18 protein-coding genes and 1 tRNA gene are annotated in these 17,455 nt (G+C 70.9%); 10 read left to right on the top strand and 9 right to left on the bottom strand.

Annotated elements, in window-relative coordinates:
• Positions 1 to 90: 90 nt before the first annotated feature.
• Complete coding sequence (locus tag C4U44_RS12010) at positions 91 to 735, bottom strand: FMN reductase (protein ID WP_103885686.1); 645 nt, start codon at positions 733 to 735, stop codon at positions 91 to 93.
• A complete protein-coding gene (locus C4U44_RS12005) occupies positions 732 to 1,859 on the bottom strand; it encodes an LLM class flavin-dependent oxidoreductase (protein WP_103885685.1) in 1,128 nt (375 codons plus the stop codon). Before C4U44_RS12005 ends, C4U44_RS12010 begins: the two co-directional genes overlap by 4 nt.
• Before the next feature lie 197 nt (positions 1,860 to 2,056).
• Between C4U44_RS12005 and paaA the strand changes: the two genes are divergently transcribed.
• From paaA to paaE, 5 genes are read left to right on the top strand one after another with little or no spacing between them, the layout of a single operon-like run.
• Positions 2,057 to 3,070 carry a 1,2-phenylacetyl-CoA epoxidase subunit PaaA gene (gene paaA, locus C4U44_RS12000; protein WP_103885684.1) on the top strand — a complete coding sequence of 338 codons (1,014 nt, stop codon included), beginning with the start codon at positions 2,057 to 2,059 and terminating at the stop codon, positions 3,068 to 3,070.
• The gene (gene paaB / locus C4U44_RS11995) at positions 3,067 to 3,396 is read left to right on the top strand and encodes a 1,2-phenylacetyl-CoA epoxidase subunit PaaB (RefSeq protein WP_103885683.1); all 330 of its coding nucleotides are present in this window, start codon (positions 3,067 to 3,069) and stop codon (positions 3,394 to 3,396) included. Before paaA ends, paaB begins: the two co-directional genes overlap by 4 nt.
• A gap of 25 nt (positions 3,397 to 3,421) precedes the next feature.
• A complete protein-coding gene (gene paaC, locus C4U44_RS11990; RefSeq protein ID WP_103885682.1) occupies positions 3,422 to 4,318 on the top strand; it encodes a 1,2-phenylacetyl-CoA epoxidase subunit PaaC in 897 nt (298 codons plus the stop codon).
• On the top strand, positions 4,312 to 4,833 hold the full coding sequence (gene paaD, locus C4U44_RS11985) for a 1,2-phenylacetyl-CoA epoxidase subunit PaaD (RefSeq protein ID WP_103885681.1): 522 nt from the start codon (positions 4,312 to 4,314) through the stop codon (positions 4,831 to 4,833). The genes paaC and paaD overlap by 7 nt, the downstream gene beginning before the upstream one ends.
• Positions 4,833 to 5,945: a 1,2-phenylacetyl-CoA epoxidase subunit PaaE gene (gene paaE / locus C4U44_RS11980; RefSeq protein ID WP_103885680.1), complete on the top strand. Its 1,113-nt coding sequence runs from the start codon at positions 4,833 to 4,835 to the stop codon at positions 5,943 to 5,945. The genes paaD and paaE overlap by 1 nt, the downstream gene beginning before the upstream one ends.
• 63 nt (positions 5,946 to 6,008) lie before the next feature.
• Here the strand turns inward: paaE and C4U44_RS11975 are convergent, their stop codons facing one another.
• Entirely contained in the window at positions 6,009 to 7,025 is a 1,017-nt protein-coding gene (locus C4U44_RS11975; protein ID WP_160145021.1) for an aldo/keto reductase, read from the bottom strand.
• Between the two features lie 369 nt (positions 7,026 to 7,394).
• Between C4U44_RS11975 and C4U44_RS11970 the strand changes: the two genes are divergently transcribed.
• Positions 7,395 to 7,467 (top strand) — tRNA-Arg (locus C4U44_RS11970).
• A gap of 74 nt (positions 7,468 to 7,541) precedes the next feature.
• Here the strand turns inward: C4U44_RS11970 and C4U44_RS11965 are convergent.
• From C4U44_RS11965 to C4U44_RS11945, 5 genes are all read right to left on the bottom strand, one after another.
• Positions 7,542 to 7,760 carry a hypothetical protein gene (locus tag C4U44_RS11965; RefSeq protein ID WP_103885678.1) on the bottom strand — a complete coding sequence of 73 codons (219 nt, stop codon included), beginning with the start codon at positions 7,758 to 7,760 and terminating at the stop codon, positions 7,542 to 7,544.
• Between the two features lie 65 nt (positions 7,761 to 7,825).
• Positions 7,826 to 8,332 carry a Dps family protein gene (locus C4U44_RS11960; RefSeq protein WP_103885677.1) on the bottom strand — a complete coding sequence of 169 codons (507 nt, stop codon included), beginning with the start codon at positions 8,330 to 8,332 and terminating at the stop codon, positions 7,826 to 7,828.
• Between the two features lie 298 nt (positions 8,333 to 8,630).
• Positions 8,631 to 11,399 carry a ricin-type beta-trefoil lectin domain protein gene (locus C4U44_RS11955; RefSeq protein ID WP_103885676.1) on the bottom strand — a complete coding sequence of 923 codons (2,769 nt, stop codon included), beginning with the start codon at positions 11,397 to 11,399 and terminating at the stop codon, positions 8,631 to 8,633.
• Between the two features lie 195 nt (positions 11,400 to 11,594).
• Positions 11,595 to 12,461, bottom strand: a complete 867-nt coding sequence (locus C4U44_RS11950; protein WP_103885675.1) for a helix-turn-helix domain-containing protein — start codon at positions 12,459 to 12,461, stop codon at positions 11,595 to 11,597.
• Between the two features lie 96 nt (positions 12,462 to 12,557).
• Complete coding sequence (locus C4U44_RS11945) at positions 12,558 to 12,791, bottom strand: helix-turn-helix domain-containing protein (protein ID WP_265737322.1); 234 nt, start codon at positions 12,789 to 12,791, stop codon at positions 12,558 to 12,560.
• A 235-nt stretch (positions 12,792 to 13,026) separates the two neighbouring features.
• Between C4U44_RS11945 and C4U44_RS11940 the strand changes: the two genes are divergently transcribed.
• The 3 genes from C4U44_RS11940 (at position 13,027) to C4U44_RS11930 (ending at position 16,107) form a co-directional block, all read left to right on the top strand.
• Positions 13,027 to 13,530 carry a helix-turn-helix transcriptional regulator gene (locus C4U44_RS11940; protein WP_160145019.1) on the top strand — a complete coding sequence of 168 codons (504 nt, stop codon included), beginning with the start codon at positions 13,027 to 13,029 and terminating at the stop codon, positions 13,528 to 13,530.
• Positions 13,531 to 13,758: 228 nt separating this feature from the next.
• A complete protein-coding gene (locus C4U44_RS11935) occupies positions 13,759 to 14,895 on the top strand; it encodes a permease (protein ID WP_103885673.1) in 1,137 nt (378 codons plus the stop codon).
• 174 nt (positions 14,896 to 15,069) lie between these two features.
• On the top strand, positions 15,070 to 16,107 hold the full coding sequence (locus tag C4U44_RS11930) for a pseudouridine synthase (RefSeq protein ID WP_103885672.1): 1,038 nt from the start codon (positions 15,070 to 15,072) through the stop codon (positions 16,105 to 16,107).
• Between the two features lie 65 nt (positions 16,108 to 16,172).
• Here the strand turns inward: C4U44_RS11930 and C4U44_RS11925 are convergent, their stop codons facing one another.
• Positions 16,173 to 16,973: a VOC family protein gene (locus C4U44_RS11925; protein WP_103885671.1), complete on the bottom strand. Its 801-nt coding sequence runs from the start codon at positions 16,971 to 16,973 to the stop codon at positions 16,173 to 16,175.
• Positions 16,974 to 17,237: 264 nt separating this feature from the next.
• Here C4U44_RS11925 and C4U44_RS11920 point away from each other — a divergent pair, with 264 nt between their 5' ends.
• On the top strand, positions 17,238 to 17,444 hold the full coding sequence (locus C4U44_RS11920) for a hypothetical protein (RefSeq protein ID WP_146088249.1): 207 nt from the start codon (positions 17,238 to 17,240) through the stop codon (positions 17,442 to 17,444).
• Positions 17,445 to 17,455: the final 11 nt, after the last annotated feature.

Below are 17,455 nucleotides of genomic sequence, written 5' to 3'. Positions count from 1 at the left end.
GGTGCGTCGGGCGTTGGCGACTCCTCCCGTCAACCAGACGCCCGGGAACTCACTCGTACGAAGACGCGCGTCACGTCTCCTCCCGCGACGTCACCCCTCCACGGCGAGCGCGGCGAGCTGTTGCGCGAACGGCACGACTGCCATGTCGTCCACGTCGGCCGGTCGGCCCGGCTCCTCCGGTCCGTTGCTGTCACCCAGCGGTCGGTCCGGGCGGGCGCCCAGGAGCGCGGCGAGTTCGGACGCCGCCCGGTCCACGCGGCCGGCGAGCGCGCCGGCGCCGTCCGACGCCCAGTCCTCGGAGGCGGCGTACACCGCGGTCGGGACGACCACCGCTCGCAGGTAGGCGAACAGGGGGCGCATCGCGTGTTCCAGCACCAGGGAGTGCCGGGCGGTGCCGCCGGTGGCCGCGATCAGCACGGGCAGCCCGGCGAGCGCCTCCTTGTCGATCACGTCGAAGAACGACTTGAACAGCCCGCTGTAGGAGCCGGTGAAGACCGGGGTGACGGCGATCAGCCCGTCGGCGGAGGTGACCGCGTCGACGGCGTCACGCAGCCGGGGCGAGGGGAAGCCCGTGACCATGTTCTGCGCGATGTCGTTGGCGAGCTCGCGCAGTTCGATCACCTGGATGTCGGCCTCGGCGCGCCGGCCGGTGGCGGTCGCCAGGCGGTCGGCGAGCAGCCGGGTGGACGACGGCTTGCCGAGGCCCGCGGTGACGACGACCAGTCGCTTCGTCATGCCTGCACCTCCTGGGGGTCGGCCGCGATGTCTGCGGCGTCCTTGGCGTCCTGGTCACGCCGTGCGACCAGCGCCTCGTGGGTGGGACCGTCCGGGACCTGCGCCGGGCGCCCCATGGCGAACTCCTCGCGCAGGACGGGCACGACCTGCTCGCCGAGGATGTCGAGCTGTTCGAGCACCGTCTTCAGCGGCAGACCGGCATGGTCCATCAGGAAGAGCTGGCGCTGGTAGTCACCGAAGGACTCGCGGAAGGACAGCGTCTTCTCGATGACCTCCTGCGGCGAGCCGACGGTCAGCGGGGTCTGCTCGGTGAACTCCTCCAGGGACGGGCCGTGCCCGTAGACCGGCGCGTTGTCGAAGTACGGGCGGAACTCGCGGACCGCATCCTGGGAGTTCTTCCGCATGAACACCTGTCCGCCGAGGCCGACGATCGCCTGCTCGGGCGTGCCGTGGCCGTAGTGCGCGAAACGGTCGCGGTACAGGCCGATCAGCCGCTTGAAGTGGTCCTTGGGCCAGAAGATGTTGTTGGCGAAGAAGCCGTCGCCGTAGTACGCGGCCTGCTCGGCGATCTCCGGGCTGCGGATGGAGCCGTGCCACACGAACGGCGGCACGCCGTCCAGCGGCCTCGGCGTGGAGGTGAAGGACTGCAGCGGGGTACGGAAGCGGCCTGCCCAGTCCACCGACTCCTCGCGCCACAGCTTGTGCAGCAGCGCGTAGTTCTCGACGGCCAGCGGGATGCCCTCGCGGATGTCCTTGCCGAACCACGGGTAGACCGGGCCGGTGTTGCCGCGCCCCATCATCAGGTCGACCCGGCCGTCGGCGAGCTGGTGGAGCATAGCGAAGTCCTCGGCGATCTTCACCGGGTCGTTCGTGGTGATGAGGGTGGTGGACGTGGACAGGATCAGGCGCTCGGTCCGCGCCGCGACGTATCCGAGCATGGTCGTGGGCGAGGACGGCACGAAGGGCGGGTTGTGGTGCTCGCCGGTCGCGAAGACGTCGAGCCCGACCTCCTCGGCCTTCAGCGCGATCGCGACCATCGCCTTGATCCGGTCGCGCTCGCTCGGCGTGCGACCCGTGGTCGGGTCGGTCGTGACGTCGCCGACCGTGAAGATTCCGAACTGCATCGCTCTCCCACCATCCCCAATTGGTTGACCATTCAACCACACCGAACAGATCGCTCCGGTCCCCTATTCCCAGCCTCCACCCGGACCCCGTCGCTGCCCGCATCCGTGGTTGTCCACAGGCCCGCACCCCGCGCTTGCGCAGGCCGCCGGAATCCGCGAGACTCGGAACCGAACGAATGGTCGGTTGGGAGGCAGCGATGGCCGCAGGACCCGCGCGCGCCGCGGAGCAGGACGAGGACCGGGACCCGGGTGCCGAGAGTCGGCTCCAGGCCGGCTTCGACGCGACAATCGGCAAGGACCAGCGGATCGAGCCGCGCGACTGGATGCCGGAGGGGTACCGCCGGACCCTGGTCCGGCAGATCGCGCAGCACGCGCACTCCGAGATCATCGGCATGCAGCCGGAGGGCGAGTGGATCACCCGCGCGCCCTCTCTGCGCCGTAAGGCGATCCTCTTCGCGAAAGTGCAGGACGAGGCCGGCCACGGGCTGTACCTCTACTCCGCCGCGGAGACCCTGGGCGCGGACCGGGCGGATCTGACCGAGCGGCTGATCTCCGGACGGCAGAAGTACTCGTCGATCTTCAATTACCCGACGCCGACCTTCGCTGACGTCGGCGTCATCGGCTGGTTCGTCGACGGCGCGGCGATCTGCAACCAGGTGCCGCTGTGCCGCAGCTCCTACGGTCCCTACGCGCGAGCGATGGTACGGATCTGCAAGGAGGAGTCCTTCCACCAGCGGCAGGGCTATGAGCTCCTGCTGACGATGATGCGCGGCACGCAGGCGCAGCGCGCGATGGTGCAGGACGCGGTGGACCGCTGGTGGTGGCCGTCGCTGATGATGTTCGGGCCGCCGGACGGCGACTCACCGAACTCGGCCGCCTCCATGGCCTGGAAGATCAAGCGCCACACCAACGACGAGTTGCGGCAGCGGTTCGTCGACATGACCGTGCCTCAGGCCGAGAAGCTCGGCGTCACCCTCCCCGACCCGCAGTTGCGGTGGAACGAGAAGCGCGGACGGCACGACTTCGGCACGCCCGACTGGTCGGAGTTGAAGCGCGTGATAGCCGGCGACGGGCCGTGCAACGACGAGCGGGTCGCGCGACGCACCGCCGCACACGAGGACGGCGCCTGGGTGCGTGAGGCGGCCGCCGCACACGCCGCCAAGCAGGCCGCACGCGCTCAGGCACGGACACACGAGGGGGCAGCGGCATGAGCGATGCACAGATCGGCCGCAACGGCGACAACGGCACACCGTCCAAGGGCGACTGGCCGCTGTACGAGGTGTTCGTCCGCGGCAAGCGCGGCCTGAACCACGTGCACGTCGGCTCGCTGCACGCCGCTGACGACACGATGGCCCTCACGCACGCCCGTGACCTGTACACGCGTCGCAACGAGGGGGTGTCGATCTGGGTGGTCCGTTCCTCGCACATCGCGGCGTCCACTCGGGACGAGAAGGACCCGTTCTTCGCGCCCAGCGCCGACAAGGTCTACCGGCACCCCACGTTCTACGACATCCCCGACGACGTCCCCCACATATGAGGCGCACCCGAAGGAGGCAGACGGCATGAGTTCCACCGAGGCGGCCGACGACGACCACGTCTACCTCTCGCTGGCCGAGGGACATGACGACGGCGACGCCCGCTGGGCGTTCGGCACCGGCTTCTCCGACCCGCTGCACGGCGTCGACACCGCGGTGCCCGACGCCGTGGACGGCTCCGCCCTGGCCGCGGTGTGCCTCGCACTCGGCGACGACGCCCTGGTCGCGTCCCAGCGCCTCGCCGAGTGGTGCACCCGCGCACCGGAGTTGGAGGAGGAGGTCGCGCTCGCGAACATCGGCCTGGACCTCCTCGGACAGGCCCGGATGCTGTACGCGCGCTGCGGTCAGGTCGACGGCACCGACCGCCGCGAGGACGCCTACGCGTACTTCCGCGCGCCCGCCGACTTCCGCAACGTGGCACTGGTGGAGCTGCCGAACGGCGACTTCGCGTTGTCGATCGCCCGCCTGCTGATCCTTTCGACGTGGCGGCTCGCCCTACTGTCCCGTCTCGCCGGCACCTCCGACCCGGTACTCGCCGCCATCGCGGCCAAGGCCGTACCCGAGCTGACCTATCACCGCCAGTACGCCGCCGACTGGGTGGTACGGCTCGGGGACGGCACCGAGGAGTCGCACCGCAGGATGCGGGCCGCCCTGCGCGAGCTGGCACCGTACGTCGAGGAGTTGCTCACCGCGACCGGCGACACCGTGCCCGGCATCCTCGCGGCGCCGGACACCGGGACCGAGGCCGTACGCGAGGAGACCCTGGGCGTACTTCGCCAGGTCCTGGCCGCGGCCGGGCTCGACCTGCCGGAGCGGCCCGCGGCGCCGTATCGGGGGCGCGGCGGCGAGCACACCGAGCACCTGGCCCCGTTGCTCGAGGAGTTGCAGAGCGTGGCCCGAGAGCACCCGGAGGCGACATGGTGACCACGCCTGCCCTCCCCGATGAGCAGCGGGCCCGGCGGATCGCCGCCGAGGTGCCCGATCCCGAGCTGCCGATGCTCACCCTGGCCGATCTCGGGGTGCTGCGCGAGGTGCGGACCACGCCGGACGGGACCGTCGTCGCCAGCCTCACGCCGACGTATTCGGGATGCCCCGCCATGGCCGAGATGCGGGCCGACGTCGCCGCGCGGCTGCACGCGGCCGGATTCGCGCAGGTCGAGATCCGCACCGTCCTCGACCCCCCGTGGAGCACCGACCGGATCAGCCCCGAAGGCCGGCGCAAGCTGCGCGAGCACGGCATCGCGCCCCCCGGCCGCGCGCCGCGCAAGGCCGCCGGGCCCGTCCCGCTGGTGCTCGGCGCCACCCGGCAGGCCGTCCCCTGCCCGCGCTGCGGCAGCACCGACACCGAGCAGACCTCCCGCTTCTCCGCCACCGCCTGCCGGTCGCTGTGGCGCTGCCACGCCTGCCTTGAACCCTTCGAGCACGTCAAGGAGTTGTGATGGCCCCCACCACCGCAGCCACCCCGCACAGGGAGACCGCCCGCCCGAGGCGGCGACCCGCGTTCCACTCCCTGAGGGTCTCCGAGGTGCGGCCGCTGTGTGAGGACGCGGCGGTCGTCGGCTTCGACGTGCCCGCCGAGCTGGCCGAGGAGTTCGCGCACCGGCCCGGCCAGTCCCTGACGCTGCGGCGCACCGTGGACGGACGCGACGAGCGCCGCTCCTACTCGATCTGCTCACCGGCCGGCGCGCCGCCCCGTATCGGGGTGCGGGTCGTGCCCGACGGGCTCTTCTCGTCCTGGCTGGTGCACGACCTGCGGCCCGGGGACACCGTGGAGGCATTGGCGCCCAGCGGCGCATTCACCCCCGACCTCGACACTCCGGGTCACCACGTGCTCATCGCCGCCGGGTCCGGCATCACCCCGATGCTGTCCATCGCCGAGTCCGTGCTCGCCGCCGACATCGTCTCGAAGGTGACCCTCTTCTACGGCAACCGCCGCACCGACACGGTGATGTTCGCGGACGAGCTGGCCGATCTGAAGGACCTCCACCCCGCCCGGTTCCAGATCGGGCACGTGCTCTCGCGCGAGCCCCGCGAAGCCGAGCTGCTGTCCGGACGCCTGGACGCCGACCGGCTCGCCGCGCTCGTCGAGGGCCTGGTCGACGTGCCGAGCGTCGACCACTGGTGGCTGTGCGGCCCGCACGGCATGGTCACCGATGCGCGGGGGCTGCTGGCGGACCTGCACATACCCGGCGACCGGGTCCACCAGGAGCTGTTCTTCGCCGACGACGAGCCCATCACCCCGCTGCGCCACACCGACGACGCCGTCGAGGGCCCGGTCAGCCAGGTGACGCTCACCCTCGACGGCCGCACCACGACCGCCGCCCTTCCCACCGACACCACGATCCTCGACGGTGCGCAACGCAGCCGCCCCGACCTCCCCTTCGCCTGCAAGGGCGGCGTCTGCGGCACCTGCCGGGCCAAGATCACCGAGGGCCGGGCCGACATGCGCCGCAACTTCGCCCTGGAGGCCGCCGAGGTCGAGGCCGGTTACGTGCTGACCTGCCAGTCCTTCCCGGCGTCCGACGCGCTCACCGTCGACTACGACGCCTGAGGCACACCTCCGGGCGGCGCTGCGTGGGGTCTCGACGAGCCCTGCGCCGCGCCGCCCCGCGCGTCAACGGCGTCGCAGCCGCTTGTCGAGGATGGGCGGGGTCGGGTCGATGTAGAAGTCGCCGGCGTGGACGTCCACCCCCGGGGGCACGATCTCGTCGATCCGGTCGAGGACGTCGTCCCCCAGCACCACGTCGGCGCCGGCGAGCAGGTCGGCCAGCTGCTCGGGCCGGCGCGGACCGATCAGCACCGACGTCACCGCCGGGTGCGCGCGGACGAAGGCGATGGCCAGGTGCGGCAGCGACACCCCCACCTGTGCGGCCAGCTCCGCCAGTTTCCCGACGGCCTCGGCCTTGGCCTGGACGCCAGGTTGCGACAGGTCGAACATCTTCGCGCCGAGGCCGGCGTTACGGTGCCCCGCGGTCGGGTCGGCCCGGCCGGACAGCCAGCCGGAGTTGAGCGGGCCGAAGGTCAGCACCCCCATCCCGTAGCGCTGCGCCGTGGGCAGGACACGATTCTCGATGCCGCGGGTGAGGATCGAGTACGGGGGCTGCTCGGTGCGGAAGCGGTGGTGTCCGCGGCGCTCGGCGGTCCATTGCGCCTCGACGGTCTCCTCGGGCGCGAAGAAGGAGCTGCCGATGGCGCGGATCTTGCCGGCACGGACCAGGTCCGACAGCGCGCCGAGGGTCTCGTCGACGTCGGTGCGCGGATCGGGCCGGTGCATCTGGTAGAGGTCGACGTAGTCGGTGTCCAGGCGGCGCAGGCTGGCGTCCAGCGCCCGGCGGATCCAGCGCGCCGAGCCGCCGCGCTGGTTGGGGTCCTCGCCCATCGGCAGCCCGAACTTGGTGGCCAGGACGATGGCGTCGCGACGGCCCTTGAGCGCCTTTCCGACGATCGTCTCCGACTCGCCGCCGGAGTAGACGTCGGCCGTGTCGATGAAGGTGACGCCGGCGTCGATCGCCGAGTGGATCATGCGGACGGACTGGTCGTGGTCGGTGTTGCCCATCGCGCCGAACATCATCGCGCCCAGGGCGTACGCGCTCACGGACATGCCCGTGCCGCCGAGAATTCGCTGTTCCATCGGTCCTTCGCTCCGTTCCGCGGGTGGGTTCCAGGGGCGTGCGGCTTTTCGCCGCGCAAGGCATTGCGGGTCCCAACGGATGGGGCAGTCCCGCGCTTGCTCCGGCCTCGTCCCCTCGGTCCCGAGCACGCCCGGACACGTAGGGATCAACGGGCCCGGTTCCAGGCAAGCACGGCATCGGTCCGCGGTGGGAGACCCGCTCCTACCGGGGGTCCGGCGGAACCCCCCGGGCATCGGAAGCGCGGAGCCCTCCCGGCGATCGGACGTGTCCGTCGCGGATGGGCAGCGGATGGGGTCGTACGGCTCCGCGGCCGGCCACCGACAACCGGTACAGTGTGCAGCGCACCACCTCGGTGGGCGCAGGTCCCCGCCCCAGTAGCTCAGGGGATAGAGCACGGCTCTCCTAAAGCCGGTGTCGCAGGTTCGAATCCTGCCTGGGGCACACGCGTAGCAGCAGGTCGGAGAAGCGAGAGGGCGCCACGTTTTCGAACGGGGCGCCCTTGGTCGTGGGTCGCCCTAGCAGGCGAGCATCTTCTGGATGGCCTGGCGGGTGACGCCGAGTTCGCGGGCGATGTCCGCCTGCGAGACGCCCTGGGCGATCAGGCCCTGCATCAGGTCGCGGCGCTCGGCGGCGAACTGCCGGGACAGGCGGGCGTGATGGATCGCCTGGTCGCGGACCTCCCTGATCCGGTCGAAGGTCTGCTCGTGCGCGGAGAGGTCCCTGGTGCCTGCCATGCCATCAGGATGACAACCCCCGGTTGTCACGTCAACCCCCCGTTGTCACCCCGGGGACGCCGTCCTCAGGCGGACCGGTTCTCCGCGCCGACCATCCAGGCGTGCTTCTCCAGGCTGTCGATGATCGTGTGGAGGAGGTCGGCGGTCGAGGGGTCCTCGCTGTCGACCCGGTCGTGCACGGTGCGCACGGTGTCGGCGGCGGCGCGCAGGCGTGCGGTGATCAGATCGACCACGGCAGCGACGCTCTGCTCGCCCTCGGGGTAACGGGGAAGCGTGGTCGCGGCCACGACCGTGTCGGAGCGCCCGTCCGGAACGGCCTTCACGGCCCGCATGCGCTCGGCGATGGTGTCGGTCGCCTCCCGGACGTCGTCGACGACCTCGTCCAGTTGCAGGTGCAGGTCCCGGAAGTTGTGGCCCACCACGTTCCAGTGCGCCTGCTTCCCCTGGAGGCTCAGCTCCACGAGGTCCACCACGATCTGCTGCAGGGCCGCGACGAACTCGGGCGAGGCCGTGAACCCTGCGAGGTCCTCGTCCGAACGCCGGGAGGACCCCGGGGCGGCGGAAGCAGTCATGACGGCTCTCCTTCGGGTGGTGACGGACCGGGCCCGGCACAAAGCCTGTGGGGGATGCCACCGAGCCTACGAAGATCGCTCCCGGCCGCCACCTGACCCCAGCCCGGCGGGAGACCCTCGACGACGCGCCGTGCACGGGGCCTGCGGCTGCAGGACGGCCGGGGCGTTCACACGATCGGGCGCATCCTTCCGGACCAGCGTCGTCCACCCGGGGATCCGACAAGGGTGGGGCGGGGATCGGGCGGGCCCCCTGTGCGTGCCTCCGTCACAGCGAGCCCGCCCGGGCTCAGGGCGCGGATCAGGTGCGCGACCAGCTCTGGTTGCTGCCGCCGTTGCAGGTCCAGATCTCCAGTGGGGTGTTGTCGGCGGTGCCGGCGCCGGTGACGTCCAGGCACTTGCCGGACCCGGTGTTGACCACCGTGCCGTCGGCCCTGACCCGCCACTGCTGGGCGGCCGAGCCGTTGCACGCGTTGATCTGCACGCCGGTGCCGTCGGTGGTGCCGGCGCCGATCACCTCCAGGCACTTGGTGTCGTACACGGTCAGCTGGTCGGTTGCGGTGGACGTCCACGCCTGGTTGTTCGCGCCGTTGCAGTCCCACAGCGCGGGCTTCGTGCCGTTGTCCTGGCTCGCGGCGGGCACGTCGACGCAGCGGCCCGAACCCTCGCCCTTGAGCGGGCCCGTGGTGTTGCCGCGGGCCCACGTCTGGTTGGCGCCGCCGTTGCAGTCCCACAGTTCGAGCAGGGTGCCGGTCGCGGTGGACCCGCCGGTGGCGTCCAGGCACTTGCCCGAACCGGTGTTCACCACGCTGCCGTCGGCATTGACCGTCCACTGCTGGGCGGCGGTGCCGTTGCAGTCGTAGATCTGGACGGCCGTCCCGTTCGCGGTGCCGGCAGCCGCTGCGTCCAGGCACTTGGTCCCGGACACCTGGAGTTGCTTGGCGGGGGTCGCCGTCCAGCTCTGGTTGGCGCCGCCGTTGCAGTCCCACAGCTCGACCGGCGTGTTGTTGTTCTGGCTGAGGCCGGTGACGTCCGCGCACAGGCCGGAGTTGGCGTCCTTCAGGAAACCGCTGATGTTCCCCGCTGCGTTGGGCGTGACGGACAGGTTGTCGAACTGGTCGGTCTGGTAGCCGACAACGCCGATGCCGACCTGGCCGCTCTGGTACGAGTTGTCGGCGACCGTGCCGAGGGTCGCACCGTCGAGCTTCGCCGTGATCTGGTCACCCGAGAAGCCGAGGCTCAGCGTGTGCCAGGTGTTCAGGCCGATCGACGCGTGGGTGCCGGAGGCGAGGGTGCTCAGGTTTCCCGCGCTGGTGTTCTTCGCGATCGACCAGGCACCGCTGTCGCTCAACCGGACCTCGTACGCCGCCTGGTGGCTCTGCGGCCGGTTCTGCGTGTTGGCGCGGCCCAGCAGTTCCACGGTGCCGGCCTGCCGCAGGTCCACGTCGGAGCTGACCGTGTAGTTCGACCAGGTCGGATCGCCGATCAGCGAGTACGCGTCGGAGTCGTCCTGCCATTCGATCGGCTTGACCGGCGCCATCTGCTGCACGCACTGCCCCGAACGGCCGGACGCACAGGGCTGGACCTCGTAGGAGCCCTGCATGTCGGAGAGGTACGTCGCCTCGGTGCTGGTGGCGTCGTTGTCGAAGTTGTCGGAGTAGGGCAGCGCGAGGGCGTGGGCGGCCGGGGCGGTGGCGGTGCCCTTGCCCTGGCCGGTGGTGGTGGAGGCGGTGTAGATGTAACCGGGCTGCATGGTCAGGGAGTACGTCCCGTCGGCGGCCGGGGTGATGTCCTGGGTGTGGACGAAGTCGGTTGCGGAGGAGGGGTGGTTGACGTCGGTGGCCCAGACGTGGACGGCTCCGGTGCCCAGGCCGCCCTGGACGGTGAAGGTCGCGGTCTGGGCGGCGGTGGCGGTGGTGGTCTCCAGGACGGTGGAGTAGTCCTTGCCGTTGGGTGACTTCAGCGTCACGTAACTGCCGTTGGACTCGGCTCCGTTGAGGTAGCCGGAGGCGGAGTCGATGAACGTCCAGCCGGGCTGGGCGAACTGCGTGACCTGGGCGGTGGCCCAGGTGTTCTCGCCGATGCTGTAGTTGCCCGACCAGGGGGAGCCCGCGGTGGCCAGGCCCACCGTGGCATAGGGCAGGTTCGGGTAGATCGCCGCGACCAGGGGCCAGTTGAGGTAGGCGGTCATGTCGGCGTCGACGTAGCCCCGGGTGATCGAGCGGATCAACGCGGGAGCACCGGAGTTCATGTCGAGGGAGCCGTTCTCGCTGGCCCACAGCGGTTTGCCGTTGTTCTTGGCGTTGGCGGTGCTGGAGCAGGTGTCGGCGTTGCCGCCGTCTCCGCCCTGGCAGGGGTAGTGCGCACCGATGACCTGCACGGCGTTGTTGAACGCGGAGTTCGACGCCATGTCGTCCGCGACACCCCAGCCGCTGTCGTCACCGACGATCTGCACTCCGGAGTAGCCGGCGGCGTTCAGCGCGGAGCGGAGCTGGATGTACCAGTTGACGTCGTGGCCGCGCTCGTTCCAGCCACCGAGGTAGTCGATGGACAGCCCGTCCTGCTTGGCGCAACCGAGCCAGGAGATGAGGTAGTTGATGGTGTCGGTCGACCAGAAGCCGCCGCTGATCCAGCCGGGCGCCGCCCAGGCCAGGCCGTAGAGCTTGATGGCGGGGTTGCGGGCCTTGGCCTGCTTCATCAGCCAGAACTCGTAGCCGGCGTTGCAGTTGACGGTGCCCTTGCTGTGCTCGATGGACGGCTCCGAGCCGTCGGTGGAGTTGGCGTCGCCGCCGATCTCCGCCTTGAGGATCTGCAGGTCGGCGCCGTAGTCGGGCGTGAACAGGTAGTCCAGGATCTGCGACTGCTGCGCGGCCGGATAGTCGGTCAGCAGCCGGGAGTTGCCGCCTCCGCCGCTGATCGCGCCGATCCCGTCGAACGTCCGGCCGCCCTTGCTGCCGTCCACGGTGATCGTCGTGGACGCGGCGGCGTGCGCGGGGGACACACCGACCGCAAGCAGGGCGGCAAGCAGCGCGATCACCCACACCGGGGCAAGTCTGCCTATGCGTGCCATAGTTGACACCCTTCATTGGGGGGAATGGCGCACAGTGTGCGGTCGTGTTCGCTTCTCGGTCAATCCTCGCGACGGAAAAAACAGAAGCCAACAGGACCGCAAGCGTCCGACCAGCGGCGTACCCCGGAGAACCGCGCATGCCCGACGGGCTTCACCGACCGCGCGCGGTCTCCGGGAGCCGGGCTCCGGACGGACTCATCGGGTCAGATCCCTGCGGAAGGCGGCGAGGAGGCGGCCGGTCCGCTGGACCGGCAGGGCCTGCGCGCAGATCCGGTCCAGCGCTTCGTGGAAGACGGCGACCTCGTCACCCTGATCGAGGTACATCGCGCCGGCGAGGTACTCGATGTAGACGATGTCGGAGATCTCCTCGTGCGGCAGGCGGAAGATGTGGAACGGCCCGTACATCCCCTCGTGGGGGCAGGTGCCGAACGGCATGATCTGGAGCGTGACATGGGGCAGGTCGATCAGTTCGGCCAGCCGGTCGAGCTGGCCGCGCATCACGTCGGGCGGGACCACCGGGCGGCGCAGCACCGTCTCGTCGATCACCATCCATATCTCCGGCGGCGTCGGGGCGGTGAGGAGTTTCTGCCGCTCGGCGCGGACCGCGACACGGCGGTCGAGGCCGGGTCCGGCGCCGTTGCTCCCGGTGCGCAGGACAGCGCGGGCGTACGCCTCGGTCTGGAGCAGGCCGGGGACGTAGTGGGGTTCGTAGCCGCGGATGAGGGCGGCCGCCTGCTCCAGGCTGACGTAGGCGTTGAACCAGGACGGCAGCGCGTCGCGGTAACCATGCCACCAGCCCGGCTCGTTGGCCTCCCGGACCAGGTCGAGGAACGGCACGGCCTCGGCCTCGGGCACGCCGTACGCCTCCAGCAGGCTCCTGACGTAGGGGAGTTTCCATCGGCCCTTGGCGATCTCCATCCGGCGGATCGTCATGGGGGCGACGTCGAGTACGAGCGCGGCGTCCTCGAAGGACATCTCGGCGGCGGCGCGCAGATCACGCAACCGCCTGCCCAGGACCATCAATCGGACGGTCGAGCCGTTCGACGCGTGCGCTGCGGTCATCTCCCCCGCCTCCTCGCGCGGCGTCCCAATGGCAGCAGTGTGCCACTTCGAGGGGAGAATCACACTGCGAGCAGGTCACGGTGGAATTATCAACTATCAAGAGGAAAAGGTGCGTTGAGCACGCATCGATGGGCCGTCGACCGGCCTTCCCAGGTCGTCGTGGGTGATGGCGGCGGTGGGGACGTCAAGCGCGCGGGCGCAGCGGCGGATCGTGTCGTCGCTCGCACCGGCCAGGCCGCGCTCCAGACGGGACAGATGGCCGCGATCGAGGCCGGTCAGCGTCTGCATCTCGCGAAGGCTCATCTTCCGAGCAATGCGGAGTGCCCTCATTGCCGCACCGTTCGTTCTCACGTCTCGAAAGTATCCGTCAACCACCCTGGCTGCAAGCCGCATTGGAGCATCGAACATTGCTATCAGAGCTTTTCAGCTCTCTCCCCCCGCACACCCGCGAGCCCAACTCCCGTTCCGTCATGCAACCAATGGACTACTTCCGGCCGCATCCGGCGCTGGTCGAAGGCTCGGAAGACGGCTGCGTGGTTGCCTGGGCTCCGGCATGATGTGGGCCATGGACGGAGATTGGTTGCGACTGGGCGGCGTCATCCGAGCAGCACGCAAACGCAAAGGGCTCAGCCAGGTACGCCTCGGTGACGCGATCGGCGTGAAGCGGACCGCCATCCAGACGATCGAACGCGGGCACGAGTTCCAGAGCGTCACGGCGACACTGCGCGACATCGAACGCATTCTGGAGTGGGGCCAGGGCTCGATCGAGCACATCCTCGACGGAGGCGATCCGCTGCCCTCCGACACACCGGGCAACCGCTACTACACCAAGCACGCGCGCCAGGACTCCGGTGGCGAGTTGCCGGTGCGCATCTCGCGCGCGCTCACCGAGGGCACCACGCTGGACACCGCCATCCTGCCGCTGTCCCCCAACACCGAGATGGTCGTGGTGGTCAAGGGCAAGCCCAACGCCACGCACGACCAGATCATGGCGGCCCTGACGGCGTGGGAGGAGAAGGGCGGCTACCTGGAGCGGCTCGGGGAGCTGACGGAGGGCAGGGAGGACTGACCCCGCCGGGGCGGAGCCCCCTCCCGGCCGCCCGGCTCGCGCCGCCCCCCTCCACTCGGCAGGTGCCCGACGAGTTGTCCACAGGCCGCACGCACTCGCGTACGCAGCGTAGTCGCGATGTGATTCCATGGCCGGACCGGCGAGAGGCCACCGGACAGGGCGGTGGCCTGGGTCTCGCAGGTACGTGAGCGGGAGCCGGGTCGGGTCGAGTCGAGGGGGTGTCGTCGTATGGACGCGGTGGGACACGCGCTGTCCATCACCGGGTCGATGACCTGGGAGATCACCTGGGCGCTGGTGCTCGGGTTCGCACTGTCGGCGGTCGTGCAGGCGGTGGTGCGCAAGGCGACGGTCGTGCGGCTGCTGGGGGACGACCGGCCCCGCACGCTGGGCACGGCAGCGCTGCTGGGCGCCGCCTCCTCGTCGTGCTCGTACGCCGCGGTGGCGCTCGCGCGCTCGCTCTTCCGCAAGGGCGCGGACTTCACCGCCGCCATGGCCTTCGAGATCGCCTCGACCAATCTCGTGGTCGAACTCGGAGTGATCCTCGCCCTGTTGATGGGTTGGCAGTTCACGCTCGCCGAGTTCACCGGCGGCCCGGTGATGATCGTGGTACTCGCGGTGCTCTTCCGGCTGCTCCTGGACGGCGGCGCCGTCCGGCAGGCGCGGCGGCAGGCGGAGCGCGGGGTGGCCGGGTCGATGGAGGGCCACGCGGCGATGGACATGTCGGTGACCGGCGACGGACCGTTCCTGCGGCGGCTGCTGTCGCGGGAGGGCTACACCTCGGTGGCGCACGTCTTCGTGATGGAGTGGGCCGCGATCATCCGCGACCTCGTGGTGGGGCTGCTGGTGGCCGGAGCGATCGCCGCATGGGTACCGGACTCCTTCTGGAGCGGCTTCTTCTTCGAGGGCCACCCGCTCGCCGCGAAGGTGTGGGGCCCGCTGATCGGGCCGCTGGTGGCGCTGGTCTCCTTCGTCTGCTCGATCGGGAACGTGCCGCTGGCGGTGGTGCTGTGGAAGGGCGGCATCAGCTTCGGCGGGGTGGTGGCGTTCATCTTCGCCGACCTGCTGATCCTGCCGATCCTGAACATCTACCGGAAGTACTACGGAATACGTATGACGCTCCTGCTGTCGGCGTCGCTCTACGTCGCGTCGGTCGCCGCCGGGTATGTGGTCGAACTCGTCTTCGGCGGCCTCGGATTGGTCCCCGATCAGGCGCGGGCGAAGATCCCGGAGGACGGCGTGAGCTGGAACTACACGACGTGGCTCAACATCGTGTTCCTGCTGGGTGCGGCCGCGCTGGTGGTCCGCTTCCTGCGCACCGGCGGACTGTCGATGCTGCGCATGATGGGCGGCTCCCCGGAGTCCTGAGCCGTAGCCTGGCGGTAGGCGGGTGGGCCCCGCCCGGTGCGCGGGTGGGCCTGCCCGGTGCGCGGGCGGACCTGGCAGGTCGGGCCTGGACCGGGCCGGGCCTGCCGGCGAGTGGGCGACCCCCGACCGGGCGGACACGGCGGCTCGGGACGGGACGGACAGAGGACGGGCACGATGACACGCAGACCGGGGCGCAGGGCGCCGGCCGCGCCGCTGGGGCAGCGTGAGGGGGTCGACCCGGTGCGAGTGCGTCTGCCCGGCCCCGGGCCGGCGAGTGGCTCGGGTGCTGCGGGTGCTGCGGGCTGGGCGACGGTGGGCGGGTACCTGCTGGCGCGGTACGGCCCGGCGGTGGGGCGCGAGCGGATCGAGGCCATGCTCGCCGAGGGGCGGTTCGTGACCGCGACCGGACCGGTGGAAGAGCGGACGCCGTACGAAGCGGGGGCGTGGGTGTGGTTCCACCGGGACTTCCCGGTGGAGCCGGTCGTGCCGTTCCCGGTGGAGGTGCTGTACCGGGACGAGCGGATCGTGGTCGCGGACAAGCCGCACTTCCTGGCCACCACGCCGCGCGGCAGCCACGTCACCGAGACGGCACTGGCCCGGCTCCGGCGCGACCTGGGGCTGCCGCTGCTGGCGCCGGCGCACCGGCTGGACCGGCTGACCGCGGGCGTGGTGCTGTTCGTCGTACGCCCCGAGGACCGCGGGGCGTACCAGACGCTCTTCCGGGACCGGCGGGTGCGCAAGGTGTACGAAGCGGTCGCGGCCCACGACCCGGCGGTGGCGCTGCCGTTGACGGTGCGCAGCCGCATCGAGAAAGAGCGCGGGCAGATGGCGGCGCGGGAGGTGCCCGGGCCGTGGAACGCGGAGAGCCGGATCGAGCTGCTGGCGACGGGGGGCGGGCTCGGCCGCTACCGGCTGCTTCCGCTGACCGGGCGCACGCACCAGTTGCGGGTGCACATGAACGGGTTGGGGCTGCCGTTGCTGAACGACCCGGTCTATCCGGTGCCGGCGGATGGGCCCGAGCCGTTGGCGGGGCGGGACCCGGCATCGGGGGTGGGGGGCGCTGAGGCGGATCCCTTCGCCAGGCCGCTCCAGTTGCTGGCGCGGACGCTGGAGTTCACCGATCCGCTGACGGGGCGGGAGTTGCGGTTCGACAGCGCCCGCCTCCTGGCCGCGTGGCCGCCCGGCGCGGAGGAAGAGCGCGCGGGCGGCTGACGGCCGGGCAGCGAGGCGTCAGGGGCCTGGGCGCCGGGCAGACGTGCTGGTCAGGCGGCGGTCCCTCAGGTCGCGGGGACGGCGGGCGGGTCGGGCTGCAGCACGGCGAAGAACGCTCCTTCGGGGTCCCGGAGCAGCGCGATCCTGCCGACGCCCTGCACATCGGTGGCAGCCATGAGGAGCGTCGCCCCGCGCGAGGTGGCCCTGGTCACCACGGCGTCGGTGTCGGCGACCCCGAAGTACGGCTGCCAGTAGCACAGGCCGTCGGGCAGCTGCTCGGGCGCGAGCTGCATGATGCCGCCGTGCGAGCCGGCCTGGCCGCCGCCGGCGCGGGAGACGATCGTGTAGCTGCCGGCGTCTCCGGGCAGCGGCATGTCCTCGGTGTCCCAGCCGAAGACCGTGCCGTAGAAGCGCTTGGCCTGGCCGGCGTCCGTCGTGTAGAGCTCGGTCCAGCACAGCGCGTCGGCACCGGTCCGGTCCAGGCCCTTGAGGCTGCCGGGCTGGAGGACCGCGAACTCGGCGCCCGCCGGGTCGGTGTACCCGGCGATCCGGGCCTCCCCGGGAATGTCGAGCGGTGCGAACCGGACGGTCCCGCCGCCCTGCTCGACGGCCTTGGACGTGGCGTCGGCGTCGGCGGTCTCGAAGTACACCGTCCAGGCCGGGCTGGCACCCTCGCCGGTGATCGGCCCGAGACCGGCGACGGTCTGCCCGGCGAGCTGGAACATGCCGTACCCGCCGGCGTCGGGCCCGGCCGAGCGGAACTCCCAGCCGAACACGGCGCGGTAGAACTCCGTCGCGGCGTCGACGTCGCGGCTGCCCAGGTCGAGCCAGCTCGGCGCGCCGGGCACGTAGTCGTTGGTGAGCATGGTGCGGTCCTCCGTGATCGTGGGGCGCGGGGTACGCAACGCGGACTACCGGATGCGGAATACGGGGAGGTGCCGGGATTCAGTGGGATTTGCAGCCGATACGTGTGCTGTGTCCTCCCTCACACTCAGGATGCCAGCAGACCGCGGGCCGCGCCGTTTCTGCCAGGTCACGCCGGGGCGGTCGGCCGCGGACCGGGGCGCGGCGGGCACGCGCGGTGGTCAAACGATTCGGGATTGTCAGTGCCCCGGTCTAGGGTGGATCACATGTACGGGGGAGATCTCGATCAGGCGAACGCGGCCCTGCGCGCTTATGTGCAGGAGCATGGCGACCGGCCGTGGACGGCCGAGGAGTTGACGGAGCTGGCGCGGCTGCGCGCCCAGTGGACGGCAGCAGCGCGCGGCGTTCGCATCGAGATACGTCCCGTGTCCGGATCGGTGCGCGGCTCCTCGGTGGTCACCACCGCCGCTTGAAGGGGCGCGCG

This window comes from Actinacidiphila yanglinensis, from assembly GCF_900107965.1.
GTDB lineage: Bacteria > Actinomycetota > Actinomycetes > Streptomycetales > Streptomycetaceae > Actinacidiphila > Actinacidiphila yanglinensis.
The sequence above is the reverse complement of the archived record's forward strand: the minus strand, read 5'-3'. Positions and strand labels throughout refer to the sequence as shown.